This is a genomic window from Thalassovita aquimarina (genome assembly GCF_018219815.1).
GTDB lineage: Bacteria > Pseudomonadota > Alphaproteobacteria > Rhodobacterales > Rhodobacteraceae > Thalassobius > Thalassobius aquimarinus.
The window spans coordinates 110,011-123,950 of the sequence record NZ_JADMKU010000009.1 but is presented as its reverse complement, the minus strand read 5'-3'; the positions used below and the strand labels follow the sequence as shown (position 1 = coordinate 123,950).

The 13,940-nt window shown below is 62.8% G+C and carries 13 protein-coding genes and 1 pseudogene; 4 read left to right on the top strand and 10 right to left on the bottom strand.

The genetic code is table 11. From position 1 onward, the window contains the following. Window positions 1-54: 54 nt before the first annotated feature. From IT775_RS11745 to IT775_RS11735, 3 genes are all read right to left on the bottom strand, one after another. The gene (locus IT775_RS11745) at window positions 55-552 is read right to left on the bottom strand and encodes an anthrone oxygenase family protein (protein ID WP_212701302.1); all 498 of its coding nucleotides are present in this window, start codon (window positions 550-552) and stop codon (window positions 55-57) included. 220 nt (window positions 553-772) lie between these two features. Then, complete coding sequence (gene cysK, locus IT775_RS11740) at window positions 773-1,843, bottom strand: cysteine synthase A (RefSeq protein ID WP_212701301.1); 1,071 nt, start codon at window positions 1,841-1,843, stop codon at window positions 773-775. Between the two features lie 120 nt (window positions 1,844-1,963). Further along, window positions 1,964-2,806, bottom strand: coding sequence for a LysR family transcriptional regulator (locus IT775_RS11735; protein WP_212701300.1), 843 nt, complete (start codon window positions 2,804-2,806; stop codon window positions 1,964-1,966). A gap of 102 nt (window positions 2,807-2,908) precedes the next feature. Between IT775_RS11735 and IT775_RS11730 the strand changes: the two genes are divergently transcribed. Continuing rightward, window positions 2,909-3,124 carry a DUF6552 family protein gene (locus IT775_RS11730; protein WP_343231141.1) on the top strand — a complete coding sequence of 72 codons (216 nt, stop codon included), beginning with the start codon at window positions 2,909-2,911 and terminating at the stop codon, window positions 3,122-3,124. Between the two features lie 23 nt (window positions 3,125-3,147). Here the strand turns inward: IT775_RS11730 and cysE are convergent, their stop codons facing one another. The 5 genes and pseudogenes from cysE to IT775_RS11710 all read right to left on the bottom strand — a co-directional run bounded on the left by cysE (window position 3,148) and on the right by IT775_RS11710 (window position 7,395). Continuing rightward, window positions 3,148-3,954 carry a serine O-acetyltransferase gene (cysE, locus tag IT775_RS11725; RefSeq protein WP_212701299.1) on the bottom strand — a complete coding sequence of 269 codons (807 nt, stop codon included), beginning with the start codon at window positions 3,952-3,954 and terminating at the stop codon, window positions 3,148-3,150. Window positions 3,955-4,331: 377 nt separating this feature from the next. After that, window positions 4,332-4,481 carry a hypothetical protein gene (locus IT775_RS11720; protein ID WP_212701298.1) on the bottom strand — a complete coding sequence of 50 codons (150 nt, stop codon included), beginning with the start codon at window positions 4,479-4,481 and terminating at the stop codon, window positions 4,332-4,334. Window positions 4,482-4,633: 152 nt separating this feature from the next. Next, a complete protein-coding gene (locus tag IT775_RS11715; protein ID WP_246525532.1) occupies window positions 4,634-6,595 on the bottom strand; it encodes a phage tail protein in 1,962 nt (653 codons plus the stop codon). Further along, window positions 6,593-7,100: pseudogene (locus tag IT775_RS21290) on the bottom strand (terminase large subunit domain-containing protein); the annotation flags it as partial. The pseudogene IT775_RS21290 and the gene IT775_RS11715, both read right to left, overlap by 3 nt. Further along, window positions 7,000-7,395 (bottom strand): hypothetical protein, encoded by a 396-nt coding sequence (locus IT775_RS11710; RefSeq protein WP_212701297.1) that lies wholly within the window; start codon window positions 7,393-7,395, stop codon window positions 7,000-7,002. The gene IT775_RS11710 and the pseudogene IT775_RS21290, both read right to left, overlap by 101 nt. A gap of 234 nt (window positions 7,396-7,629) precedes the next feature. Between IT775_RS11710 and IT775_RS11705 the strand changes: the two genes are divergently transcribed. The 3 genes from IT775_RS11705 to IT775_RS11695 all read left to right on the top strand — a co-directional run bounded on the left by IT775_RS11705 (window position 7,630) and on the right by IT775_RS11695 (window position 11,263). After that, complete coding sequence (locus tag IT775_RS11705; RefSeq protein WP_212701296.1) at window positions 7,630-8,724, top strand: carboxynorspermidine decarboxylase; 1,095 nt, start codon at window positions 7,630-7,632, stop codon at window positions 8,722-8,724. A 47-nt stretch (window positions 8,725-8,771) separates the two neighbouring features. Next, window positions 8,772-10,016, top strand: coding sequence for a saccharopine dehydrogenase family protein (locus IT775_RS11700; protein WP_212701295.1), 1,245 nt, complete (start codon window positions 8,772-8,774; stop codon window positions 10,014-10,016). A gap of 134 nt (window positions 10,017-10,150) precedes the next feature. Further along, window positions 10,151-11,263 (top strand): MORN repeat-containing protein, encoded by a 1,113-nt coding sequence (locus IT775_RS11695; protein ID WP_212701294.1) that lies wholly within the window; start codon window positions 10,151-10,153, stop codon window positions 11,261-11,263. Between the two features lie 98 nt (window positions 11,264-11,361). Here IT775_RS11695 and mltG read toward each other — a convergent pair whose 3' ends face one another. Both mltG and fabF read right to left on the bottom strand, forming a co-directional pair. After that, on the bottom strand, window positions 11,362-12,516 hold the full coding sequence (gene mltG / locus IT775_RS11690) for an endolytic transglycosylase MltG (RefSeq protein ID WP_212701293.1): 1,155 nt from the start codon (window positions 12,514-12,516) through the stop codon (window positions 11,362-11,364). Further along, window positions 12,516-13,775 carry a beta-ketoacyl-ACP synthase II gene (gene fabF, locus IT775_RS11685; RefSeq protein ID WP_212701292.1) on the bottom strand — a complete coding sequence of 420 codons (1,260 nt, stop codon included), beginning with the start codon at window positions 13,773-13,775 and terminating at the stop codon, window positions 12,516-12,518. Before fabF ends, mltG begins: the two co-directional genes overlap by 1 nt. Window positions 13,776-13,940 lie beyond the last annotated feature (165 nt).

The window sequence follows — 13,940 nt, the reverse complement described above, 5'->3', positions numbered from 1 at the left end:
TCTCCGGCGTTTTCTTTTTTGCCCGCCTTCGGGACCAAGCCGTGTCTTTCCCCCTCAACCCGCCTTGGCCAGTTGCACTGCCGCGATGACATAACAGGCCATGGTCCCGAAGGATGCCAGCGTGCGCAGATGGTTCCACGCAACCCAGCCCCTGACGTAATCGGGCCAGTATCCCTGCGCCGCCGCCCCGGCCTGCGGCATCGCCTCCAACCGCATGTTCATAGGGACATTGCCGAACCGCGTGGCCAGCATGACACCAACGAAATAGATTCCGGCGCCCGCGATAAGCCACCCCGCCGCGGATCCCGGCAGATACAGGTATCCGTACAGCGCCATCGCCGCCGAAGCCGGCGCAAGCCCGACCAGCAGCACCATGAAGACCGAGCGATAGACCTCGCGGTTGATGACCTGCATCGCCTCGGTCCCGGCAGCGGGCTTCGACGCGGAAAGCGAGATCATGATGAAATCGGAAAACGCCAGGAAGACCCCGGCGACAAGCCCTGCCGCCAGGGCCTGAACGACGATGCCCCACAAGATCCAATCAGTGAACATTGATGTTCCTCCTCAAATCAAGGCGAGAGCGTTGACGCCCTCACAGCTTTACACGATGTCAAGCGACGACAGACCTAACACAACTTTACACGATGTCAAGAATTACGATTTCCCGCGCTCGATCCCGGCCGCTCGAAGCGCGGCGTTTTTTTCTGCCGCATAAATGAAAACGCCGGGGTTATCCCCGGCGTTTTGTCCTTCTGACGATAGCGCTGCGCGTTCATCCCCCCATCTGGTACCCGGGGGTCGACCGCATCAGGGCGATTTCCTCCTCGCTCATCTCCGCCTCGATCCCGTCGAACAGCGGCGTCGACAGGTAGCGTTCGCCGGTATCGGGCAGCATCGCCAGGATCACCGCCCCCTTGGGGGCCTTTTCCGCCACCTTCAGCGCCGTGGCGAAGGTCGCGCCGCCGGAAATGCCGGTAAAGATGCCTTCTTTCAGCGCCAGATCGCGCGATGCCGCGATGCTTTCGGGGCCGCCCACCAGAAGCAGGTCGTCATAGCCGCCCTTGTCCAGCGCTTCCTGCAGAACCAGAGGGATGAAATCCGGCGTCCAGCCCTGGATCGGATGCGGATTGAAGGCCGGGTGGCTGGCGGCCGGTTCGCCGTCCTCGGTCCGTTCCTGCGCGACACCGCTTTGCACCATCGCCGCGTTGTCGGGTTCCGACAGGATGATTTTCGTTTCGGGCCGTTCCCGACGCAGCACCCGGGACACGCCGGTCACCGTGCCACCGGTTCCGAAGCCGCTGACGAAGTAATCCAGCCGTTGGCCGTCGAAATCTGCCATGATTTCGCGCCCGGTGGTGTGTTCGTGGATATCTGCATTGGCCTCCGTCTCGAACTGGCGGGCAAAGAACCAGCCGTTCTTCTCGGCCAGTTCCTTGGCCTTCTGGTACATGCCGGTGCCCTTCTGTTCCTTCGGGGTCAGTACCACCTTGGCGCCCAGAAACCGCATCAGCCGGCGCCGCTCCACCGAAAACGTCTCGACCATCGTAATGACCAGCGGGTAACCCTTGGCGGCACAGACCATGGCCAGCCCGATGCCGGTATTGCCGCTGGTCGCCTCCACCACCGTTTGCCCCGGCTTCAATGCGCCCGACGCCTCCGCCGCCTCGATGATGTTCAGCGCCAGCCGGTCCTTGACCGACCCGCCGGGATTGAAGGCCTCGGCCTTCACGTACACGGTCACGTGATCCGGCGCCAACCGGTTGATCCTGATCGCCGGCGTGTTGCCGACGGTGTCCAGCACCGTGTCATACAGCCGCCCGCGGCCTTCGGTTTGGCGTGTCATTGCGCCTCTCCCCTTTGTGGCAAATACCCCGACAGGCTACGTCCGGAACCGCAAGGCGACAATATCAACTGTTGGAAAGCCGTTCCATTTTGCAACGGCGCCTTGGAACGATCCTTCTCGTCACGACAACGCGCCCTTGATCCAGTCGGCAAAGCGCAGCACCGGATCGGACCGGTGCAGCCCCGCCGGATGTACTAGGTAATAACCGATATCCTTGCCGGTTTCCGGCAAGGACAGTTCCCGAAAATCGCCCCGGCGCAGCGGTTTTTCCACCAGCAGCCGCGGTGCAATCGCCATGCCCTGCCCCTCCATTGCCGCGTCGATCGCCAGAACGGTGTAGTTGTAGCGCCAGATGTCACGGCCCCGCCCGGGCAGGAACCGGACCCGGTATTCATGCGCATCCTGCAACAAAATTGCACCCTCAAATTCTGGGGGCGCTCCGATCCGTTCGGCATAGTCTGGCGTTGCCACCGCCACGAACTCGACCGGGCAGAGCCGCGTGACCACCACGCCTTCCACCCCCGGACGCGGCCCCATGCGGACCGCCGCATCGACGATGCCGCGCCGCAGGGGTTGGATGTTTGCATCGGCGCTGATCGCCAGCCGCAATTCGGGATGCGCCGCCTCGAATTCGGGAATCGCCGCCACCAGCCAGCGCGCTGCAAAACTGGGCGGGACGCTGATTTGCAGGGTTTTCTGCCCGGTTTCCAGCGCATCCACCGCCTGATCCATCAATTCCAGCGCCGCCCGCGACGCCTTGGCCAGATGCGCCCCCGCGGCGGTCAGCGCCACTCCGCGCGGCAACCGTTCGAACAGGGACTGGCCAAGCTGATCCTCCAGCGCGCGGATCTGTTGCGCCACCGCGCCATGTGTCAGGTGCAGTTCCTCCGCCGCCAGCCGGAAATTCCCGTGACGGGCGGCAGCATCGAAGGCACGGATCGGTGAAAGGCGCAGGCAGCGCATGTCATTCCTGTAAGTTTTCTACAGGGTAAGTCCTGAAAGCATGAATAGTCAAATCCGGGTCCGAATGCCATTCGGGGCCTCCCCAGCTTCAGGAGAAACCGGATGCAACAGGCCCTGCCCAGACACGCAAACCTCATCCAGTCCGTCAAATGGACAGCCTCGGTCGCGCAGATTTTCGGATACGCCTTCATCGCCTTCGACATCGTGCCGTGGAACATCTACATGTTCCTGATCGGCCTTGTGGGGTGGTTTTTCGTCGGCGTGCTGTGGAACGACCGCGCGATCATTCTGACCACGTGGCCGCCCTTGGATCGATGATCGCGGGGATGCTCAGCCGCTGATCACTTGGTGCCCAGCAGCTGATCCATGGTGATCGAGGGCGTCGAGCAGCCCGCTTCGCCCACCACCTTGGCCGGCACGCCCGCCACAGTGGTTTTCGGCGGCACCTCGTGCAGCACCACAGACCCGGCGGCGATGCGGGAACAATGACCGACATGGATATTGCCCAGAACCTTGGCCCCGGCGCCGATCAGCACGCCATCGCCGATCTTGGGGTGGCGGTCTTCCTCTTCCTTGCCGGTGCCGCCCAGCGTCACCGAATGCAGCATCGACACGTTGTCGCCCACCACGGCGGTTTCGCCGATGACGATGGAATGGGCGTGGTCGATCATGATGCCCTTGCCGATCTTGGCGGCCGGGTGGATATCGACACCGAACTGTTCCGATACCCGCATCTGGAAGAAATAGGCCATGTCGCGGCGGCCGTTCTCCCACAGCCAATGTGCCACGCGGTACGCCTGCAGCGCCTGGAAGCCCTTGAAGAACATCAGCGGTTGCAGGAACCGGTGGCAGGCCGGGTCGCGGTCGTGCACGGCGGCGATATCGGCCCTTGCCGCCAGCGACAGCGCCGGATCATCGGCATAGGCGGCATCGCAAATCTCGCGGATCAGCTGCTCCGACATCTCGCCCGAGGCCAGTTTCAGCGAGGTCCGGTAGGCCAGCGCGTTTTCGATCGATTCGTGATGCAGGATGCTGGAATGGATCAGCCCGCCGAGCAGCGGTTCCTGCGCAACGGCGTCTTCCGCTTCGGTCCTGATCCGGCTCCAGACCGGATCGAGTTCTGCAAATTGTGTCTTGGTCTTGGCCATGGATGGGGTCCTCCGGTCGGTGTCACTATACCAGATAGGGCCGCATGGCAAAACGCAAAGCTGTGAAGGAGTATATTTCGTTTCGGAATGATCCGCACCCGCGCCACTCCCCGCTGACCTGGATTGCATCGCAAAAGCGAACCCTCGGACCAGCCAGCGCCTCGACGGGCCGAAAAGGGATATCAGGCCAACAACCGGTGCGCCCCGCAAGCGTCGCTAAACGCGGCGCTGACAGCGTATCCACACATCTTGGCCGCACCGGGCCAGAACCGGCGCGCCTGACGACACGGTCCGTGGCCAGGCCTGTCACGACCTCCAGCGAACCGGGTTTCCTGGCTTCGGTGTCTTTTCGCAAAAAGGGGCGCTTGCTATACGCGTCACCCGGAAAACGCGCGAAAAACCATCACGGCGATGACGAACAAGAACACGATTACCGCTACGATGACGCGGATTCGCGCGTAGGGCGCAACCATCGAAACCGAATCTCGACGTGTTTCGGATCGAGTTTCATTGTCGTCGTCATCCATCAGGTCACGCCCCTCAACAAGAATATAACACAGAAAAAAAGCGCGGCCACATTACGTTGATCGGAGTAGCCGACGGCGATGCCGTCCGCAAAGCTGATGCCCTCCCGTGACGGCATTCTGCCGGCGGATTCCGTTGTGCCTTTCTCCGCCCGCTACCCGTTCAGAGACAGCTTGGCCGGCGCCCCGGCGCCATATGTTGCAGAAACCTGCGCCACCTCCGCCACCAGCCCAGACAGCCCGCCATCCTCGGCAATCGCCGCCGACGCATAGGTCCATTCGGCCGACGCAACCGTTTCCTCGCGCAGCACCTGAGCTCCGGCCAGGATGCGGACCAGGTACAGCTCCTGTTCCTCGCCCAGAGGTACCTCCAGCCCGTCCCAGCTGTCGCCCCCGACCCTTGTCCGCCGGATCCAGCGCAGCGTCACATCCCCTGTCCCGGCCGGCTCAGCCCGCAGATGAACCGGCGCGTAGGGGCGCAGCCCGATCCCCGCGAATGCCAGTTGGTAATGCCGATAGGAGGGATCGTCGTAGCCGCGCCGCGCCGGGCCGATCCGGTAATGCCGCGCGAGGTTGCGGCTGGCCGAGGCCAGACCCAGTTGCGTCACCGCATTGTCGAGCAGCACGAAATAGGACCCTTCGGGCCAGCTTTCGGGCATCGCCGCGTCGCTGCCCAGCTGCCCGCGCAGCAGATTGGTCAGCAGGTAGGTGTTATCATCCACCAACCGGGCATCGCGGAACTGCACCAGTTCCCAGTTCTCCACCGTCCCGTCACCGATAGCGGCGAGGTTGGAACCGGCAAGGATCTGCTGCCTCGGCCGGCTTTCCAGGCTGCCGCTCGCCAACCGGACCTGCAACCTGCTGCCGCGATCCCACAGCCCCGGCCGCGCCCGGACCAGCGCGGTTTCCGTCATCCCGATGATCGCCCGCGCCTCCTGCGTGGAGAGCAGGTCATAGTCGCTGTCGGCGGCGGCATGATACACCGCCACGCTGCCGGGCCATGGCGTGGCCGTGACCGCCATGTGCGGCGCATGGGGCGGTTCGTCCCCCCTGAGCAAGGGCAGATCGAGGAACAAAGGCAGCACAGGCGCGGGCGCGAAAAAGGGCGTGACCGGGCTCGTCTCCTCGGTGAACTCGGCCGGGCGATAGCTTTCCGGATCGATCCGCACCGCCTCGACGATCTGTGAGGCGCGATATTCGACCCGGTCCACCCGATAGGTGCCGGCGGGCCCGTCACCGGGTAGTTCGATCACATCGCCCGCCCCGATCCCCAGCGCCGAGGGCGGCAATGCAAGCCTCACGCTGTCACGCGCCAGTCGTGCTTCGCTCAGCCAGCGTTCCACCACCTGCCGTCCCTCGGCGCGGGTCATCGCCAGCGGGATCTCGCTCGCCGCGACCGCGTGGGTTTCCACGTCCGGCAACACACTCTCTTCCGCAACGGTTTCGAAATCGGCATCCGCCTCGACAAAACGCAACCGCACCCGGCCTGCCATTTCACTTTGCGCCGCGCAGTGCGCTTCGGTGGAATATGGCAGTTCATCGTTCACGGCCAATGCATTCTGGCCCAGCGCCCAATCCGTCATTCCGGTACGGCTGCGAAAGACCAGAACCCCGTCCCGTTCGATCGCATCGAACCCATAGCGCAGCATCAGGGGTTGCAGGGCCGAACGCGCTTCAGCGGCATCTTTCTGGTGATATCCGCGCACATGACCGTGAAGCGCCGAGGTATCAATCTCGCTCACTCCGGCCCGGCGGCAGATTTCCGTCACCACAGAGGCCAGCGACCGCGCCGATCCGCGCCCGTTGATCCAGTGGCCTCTGGCGTAATTCTCCGCATCGCTCCACAGCTCGGTATTGCGCGGGAAGGCCGGGTAAGGCCGCGCATCCCAGGCCCAGACATAGGCACGGGACATGTCCAGCATCCGCCCCCCGTATTGCCCGGAGACCGGGTTATTCGCCGCCTCCCCCCAGTATCCGAGCAAGGCGCGCAAATATTGCATCTGGATCAGTTCGTCACGGCGTCCGTCGGAATAATGCGGCAAGACGGATTCCGACGACTTGGGATCGACGAATTTGTTCGGCTGGTTGGTCCCCTTGTCGATGGATGCGCATCCCAATTCATCGACCCAGGCCGCGTCGAATTGCGGCCCGCGCAAACTTTCCGGATCATGCGCCGAAAAAATCTGCGCCGTGGCCCCGTTGGGCCAGCACAGCATCCGGCGACCGGCCACCCAGTCGGGCCGCCGGTCCGGCGGCGACGTGGCCAGGATGCCGCTTTCGCCGAACACCATCACCTCGCGCCTGGTCGATCGTCTCGCCCACGATCGCTACCCGACGCGCCCGGCCCGGATCGCCCGGCCGCGCCCCCTCGACCATGGACCGCACCCATTCCGCGCCCGCCCGCGTCTTGCCCGCGCCGCGCCCGCCCATAATCACCCAGGTGCGCCAGTTTCCGTCGGGCGGCAACTGATGATCCAGTGCCCAGAACTCGAATAGGTAAGGCAGCGCCAGAAGCTCCCCCTCACTCAGCCCGTCCAGGAACGCGTCCCTCGTGGCAGCATCGGCGGAGGCGATCCAGCCGGCACCGGATCTGATCCCTTGCCTGGTCGAAGTCGACGGCATATTGCCGCTCGATCCCGGCTTGCTTGCGTTTTCTGTCATGAAAAGTGGCCTCCATCTCATAGGCGATCTTCAACCAGCCCCGGATATCCGCGCTCAGCCGCGCGCCATCCTTGACGGCCCCCAACTCGCCCTCGCGGATCCTGGTCTGAAGCCGCTTCACCTCAGCCTTCAGGTCCAGGAACACCTCCTCGATCTCGGTCAGCCGCTCGGCCAGCGGGAATGCGTCCTTGTCGGGTCTGATCACTGTCATATCTGCTCGCTCTGCTTCATGCGTTTTCCCCGCACCCTCCAGCATGAGCCAACCCTGCCCCGGTCCGCCGTACCAAAGCCTTAACGCCCCGTTCCGTTTCTTCTGTTCGAAAATATCCTCGGGGGTGAATGCCGCAGGCAGAGGGGGCAGACAGCCCCCTTCCCCTCCGGGCACCACCGCGCCCGGGATCAGTTTTTCTTTGCCACACCGCCGTTCCACCGCTAAGTGGGGGCCGCGCGTGATTCCCGTGCGTCGCTTCTGTTCAAGGACCGCCGCCAGATGCTCCAGACACCCTATTACCTGATCGACAAATCCCGGCTTTTGCCGAACATGGAAAAAATCGCCTGGCTGCGAGAAAACTCCGGCGCCAAGGCGCTTTTGGCGTTGAAATGCTTCTCGACCTGGCCGGTCTTCGATTTCATGTCGCAATACATGGACGGCACCACCTCGTCGTCGCTCTTCGAACTGCGGCTGGGCCGGGAACAATTCGGCAAGGAAACCCATGCCTATTCGGTCGGCTGGGCCGATCACGAAATCGACGAGGCGGTGTCCTACGCCGACAAGATCATCTTCAACTCGCTGGGGCAGCTCGACCGGTTCGGCGACCGCACCCAGGGACTGGCCACCGGCCTGCGGCTGAACCCGCGGTTTTCCACCTCCGGCTTCGATCTGGCCGATCCCGCCCGGCCGTTTTCGCGCCTGGGCGAATGGGACATGGCGCGGCTGGAACAGGCCGAGGGACGTATCAGCGGCGTCATGATCCACTACAACTGCGAAAACGACGATTTCGATCTCTTTTCGCAACAGCTCACCCGGATCGAAAACGAATTCGGCACCTTCCTGAAGCGGCTCGACTGGGTGTCGCTGGGCGGCGGCATCCATTTCACCGGCGAAGGTTACCCGCTGGAAAAACTCGCCGACCGGCTGAAGGCCTTCAGCGATGCGATGGGCGTGCAGGTCTATCTCGAACCCGGCGAGGCCTCGATCACCAACGCGGCAACGCTCGAGGTCTCGGTTCTCGACATCCTCGATACCGGCAAGAACGTCGCCATCGTCGACAGCTCGATCGAGGCGCATATGCTCGACCTGCTGATCTACCGCGAAACCGCGAAACTGCCGCAGAACGGGACCCACGAATACCAGATCGCAGGCAAAACCTGCCTCGCCGGCGACATCTTCGGCGAGGCCAGATTCGACAAACCGCTGAAAATCGGCGACCGTATCTCCATTCAGGACGCCGCCGGTTACACGATGGTCAAGAAAAACTGGTTCAATGGCGTGAAGATGCCGGGCATCGCCGTGCGCGACCTGGACGGTACGGTCACGCTGGTCCGTGACTTCGGTTACGAAGATTTCGTCGCGGCGCTCGGATAACCGGCCCGCAAAATCCACCACCCGAACACCAAAGGGGGTTTCCTGAGTTGAAACAGAACGTTCTCATCATCGGCGCCGGTGGCGTCGCTCAGGTCGTGGCGCATAAATGCGCGCAGAACAACGATGTGCTTGGCGATATACATATCGCCAGCCGGACGCTTTCCAAATGCGAAGCGATCCTTGAGTCCGTCCGCGAAAAGGGCGCAATGAAGCAAGAGGGCGTTCTCAAGGCGCATGCGGTCGACGCGATGGATTCGGCGGCGGTAGCCGCCCTGATCCGGGACACCGGCGCGCAGATCGTCATCAATGTCGGCACCGCCTTCGTCAACATGACCGTGCTCGACGCCTGCATCGAAACCGGCGCGGCCTATATCGATACCGCGATCCATGAAGACCCCGAAAAGATCTGCGAAACCCCGCCCTGGTACGCTAATTACGAATGGAAGAAGCGTGACCTGTGTGCCGAAAAGGGCGTCACCGCCATCCTCGGCGCCGGGTTCGATCCGGGCGTCGTCAACGCATATGCCCGCTTCGCCATCGACATGATGGACGAGGTCAAATCGATCGACATCGTCGACATCAACGCGGGCAACCACGGCAAGTATTTCGCCACCAATTTCGACCCGGAAATCAACTTCCGCGAATTCACCGGCACCGTCTACTACTGGGAAGACCAGCAATGGAAGGAACTGTCGATGTTCGAAAGCGGCAAGGCCTGGGACCTGCCGGTGGTCGGCCCCTCGAAGGCCTACCAGTCGGGCCATGACGAGGTGCACAGCCTCGCCACCAATTACCCGCAGGCCGACGTGCGGTTCTGGATGGGCTTCGGCGATCACTACATCAACGTCTTCACCGTGCTGAAGAACCTCGGCCTGCTGTCCGAACAGCCGGTGAAAACCGCCGAAGGTCTGGAAGTGGTGCCGCTGAAAGTGGTCAAGGCCTGCCTGCCCGACCCCGCCTCTCTGGCGCCCAATTACACCGGCAAGACCTGCATCGGCGATCTGGTCAAGGGCGTGAAGGACGGCAAGGACTTCGAAGTCTTCGTCTACAACGTCGCCGACCACAAGGACGCCTATAACGAGGTCGGCAGCCAGGGCATTTCCTACACCGCCGGGGTTCCGCCCGTCGCTGCCGCCATGCTGGTGGCCTCCGGTGAATGGGACGCGAAGACCATGAAGAATGTCGAGGAACTGGATCCGAAACCCTTCTTCACCATCCTCGACCGGATCGGCCTGCCGACCCGGGTGCAGATCGGCGGCCTGGGCGGCGAAGACAAGGCCTGGAACGAATAAGCCTTTCGTATGAAAGCAGAAGAGCCCGCCATCCGGCGGGCTTTTTTCATCTGGGCGGGCATGATCCGAAAGCAGGCCCCAACATCTGGCCACCTGACGGGTTTGACCTGCGTCATTTTCTGATCAAGGCCCGGATGATAAAGATCCTCATGGTTCGCAAGGCAATCGCGCAGATCGTACTCCTGACAGGCTTGGCAGGCCCGGCTTTCGCGGGCGTTGTCGCCGAACCCTGCTGGCGGCAAATATGTGCGGGCATGCCGATCAAGGATGTCACCCGTGCCCTTCGCGACATGGATTTCAGAGTTGACCACAATCGCCTGGAGCGCCTGTTGCAGCGCATTCTCCCTTGGGGCGGCGCATTCGATTTTGAACAATATGCCTTTCATATTTCCGCGCGCGATGGAGACAGCCAAGTTGACTTGGGTTTCGTCAGGTTCCCAAGCGGCAGGAAACGTCTCTACACCCTGACAGCGAAGCGGACCTTTCAAGGCAAGGAAACACCGGTTGCAGAGGCCATTTCCATTTTACAATCCGAAATTGGCGTTACCGTTGGTTCGGTCGGATCACCCGAAACGATGGTCTGGAAGGATTGGCCCGCAACCCAATTCGACAAACGGGAACGCAGCAGGCTTGATATCCGCTGGAACCACAAAGGCGGTCCTTCGCATGCCTTTTCGCACGCAATATCCGGCGTCATCCTGACCGAAGACCACGCAGTTACCGAGGAAGGCCGGCTTACCTCCGCGACAGATATTGACCGGTTGCGCGCCCACAGTTCTAGCGTCGCGTTTACCGCGCTCACCGAGGTCGCGCTCGAAGCCTCGGCCGCATGGAAGACGACAAACGCCGACTGGCTGGCAGACGCCAAAACCGGTTGCAGATTGTGGAACAATTTCCCCCAAGGTGGAAACGAGGCCGTGCAATGGAATGGCGCCTGCGACGCAGATGGACTGGCAACCGGTGCCGGCATCGCATCATGGTCCGACCACTATGGATCTCTCTACGAGACCGACGAAGGGGAGTTTGAAGGCGGGAAACTCAACGGCGCGGCGACAATCCTCGTCGGAAAAGACTACGAGGAAAAGACCCGCTTCGAGGGCAGCTTCAAGGACAACCTGCCCAACGGTTTCGGCACCCTGGAACGGGATGGGCAGACATACGCGGGCAACTGGATCGACGGGTGTCTTGGCGTCGGCCCGCACAGCGTTGCGTTCTTCACGCACCGCGACAGTTGCTCGCCCTTCTGAAACTGCAAACCACCGCCACGCGTCACCGCCATGATCCGCGAGGCGCATAAATCCGGCCATCGAACCAAAAAAACACCCGCCGAAGCGGGTGCTTTTGATCACTGATTATCCTGTTCCGCCTCGATCCGCCGCCACTTGGCGACGTTGGCGTTATGCTCGGCCAGGGTTTCGGCAAAGGCGTGGCCACCCGATCCGTCCGCCACGAAGAACACGTAATCGGTCTCCGCCGGGTTCAGCGCCGCCTCGATGCTGGCACGACCCGGATTGGCGATCGGCGTCGGCGGCAGCCCCGCGATTACATAGGTGTTCCACGGCGTTTCGCGGCGCAGTTCGCTCTGCCGCAACCCGCGGCCCAGAACGCCCTGCCCCTTGGTGATGCCATAGATCACCGCCGGGTCGGTCTGCAGCCGCATCCCCTGCTTCAACCGGTTGACGAAAACGCTCGCCACCTGGCGGCGTTCTTCCGGCACCCCGGTTTCCTTCTCGATGATCGAGGCCAGTATCAGCGCCTCTTCCTTGCTGGCCAGCGGCAACCCATCGACCCGGTTCTTCCAGGCCTCTTCCAGAATGGCATCCTGCTCCGCCGCCATCCGCCCGATGACCGATCCACGGGTATCGCCCGAACGCACCTCGTAGCTGTGCGGCGCCAGGGTTCCTTCCGCGGGCAGTTCGACGACATCGCCGGTCAGGACCGAAACCTGTTTCAGCCCCTCGACGACCTGCCAACTGGTCACGCCTTCGGCCAACGCGATGCGGTGACGGGTATCGGCCCGCGACAGCGGCTCGGCAAAGGCTTCGGGCGCTTCGTCGCCGGCAGGATCATAAGCCGCCTGTTCGACATAACGATTGGTGGCCGGGTCCAGTTCGCGCAGCACGAATTCGCTGCGGGTCACGCCGATCCGGTACACGATCTCGGTGCCGCAGGTGCTGGCGCCGCCACGGGTCAGGATGTCGACGATGTCCCGCATCGACGCGCCCTCGGGCACCAGGAAGCTGCCCGCCTTCAGCTGGTCGGATTTGTCGGAATAATCCGCGCCCAGCCGGAAGATCGTGCCATTGGAAATCGCGCCGTCCGTTTCCAGCTTGCGGCTGATCTTGGTCATGTTCGACCCGGGCTCCACCCGCACGCAGATCGCCTGCTCCAGCGGCCCGGTGGTTTCATAGCTGCGCTTGCCCCAGAGGATCAGGCCACCGCCGAGGAACAGGAAAACAATCAGCAGGGTCAGCGCGTTAGAGGCAACTGCCCGCCACATCAGCCGGCCTTTCCGAACAGCACGCTGGCATTGGTGCCGCCAAAGCCGAAGCTGTTGGACAGCGCCACGTTGATGTCGCGTTCACGCTTCTTGTTCGGGGCGAGATCGATCGAGCTTTCCACCGCCGGATTGTCCAGGTTGATGGTCGGCGGTGCCACCTGGTCGCGGATCGCCAGGATCGAGAAGATCGCCTCGATCGCGCCGGCCGCGCCCAGCAGGTGCCCGGTCGCCGATTTGGTCGAGGTCATCGTCGCCTTGCCCGCCGCATCGCCCAGCAGCCGTTCCACCGCGCCCAACTCGATCGTGTCGGCCATGGTCGAGGTGCCGTGCGCGTTGATGTAATCGATGCTCGACGCGTCGATCTTGGCATCCTTCAGCGCCGCGCGCATCGCCCGTTCGCCGCCTTCGCCATCTTCCGACGGCGCGGTGATGTGATAGGCGTCGCCCGACAGACCGTAACCCAGAACCTCGGCATAGATCTTGGCGCCGCGCGCCTTGGCGTGTTCGTATTCTTCCAAAACGACAACGCCGGCCCCTTCGCCCATGACGAAACCGTCACGATCGTTGTCATAGGGGCGGCTGGCCGCCTGAGGGTCGTCCTTGCGCTTGGTCGACAGCGCCTTGCAGGCGTTGAAGCCCGCGATGCCGATTTCGCAGATCGCCGCCTCGGCGCCGCCCGCGACCATCACGTCGGCGTCGCCATAGCGGATCAGTCGCGACGCGTCACCGATGGCGTGGGCGCCGGTCGAACAGGCGGTCACGACCGCGTGGTTCGGCCCCTTGAAGCCGTACTTGATACTGACCTGACCGGAAATCAGGTTGATCAGCGCACCGGGGATAAAGAACGGCGACACCCGGCGCGGGCCCTTTTCCTTGATCAGAACGGCGGTGTCGGCAATCGACTGCAGCCCGCCGATACCCGATCCGATCAACACGCCGGTGCGTTCGAGGCTTTCGTCGTCTTCCGGTTTCCAGCCGGCGTCTTCAACGGCCTGGGTCGCGGCGGCGATGCCGTAGAGGATGAAATCGTCGACCTTGCGGCGCTCTTTCGGTAGCATCCAGTCGTCGGGGTTGAAGGTGCCGTCGGAGCCATCGCCCATCGGCACTTCGCAGGCATAGTCGGTGGCCAGGTGGCTTGCATCGAAACGCGTGATGGTACCGGCGCCCGATTTCCCGTCCAGAAGCCGTGACCAGGTTTCCTCGACACCGCATGCCAGCGGTGTCACCATGCCCAGTCCGGTTACAACAACTCGACGCATATTCTGCTCTCCTCTGCCTCGACGGTTCGAGGTTCTCAATAGCTTGGATCGCGCCAGCGGCGCAAGTGGATGGCGGGGTTTATAGGCGGCAGCGACCGGTCACCGCCAGCGGAAAACGGCTTAGCGACGGCTTGGACCGGAGCGACAAAACCGCACCGCCTAACC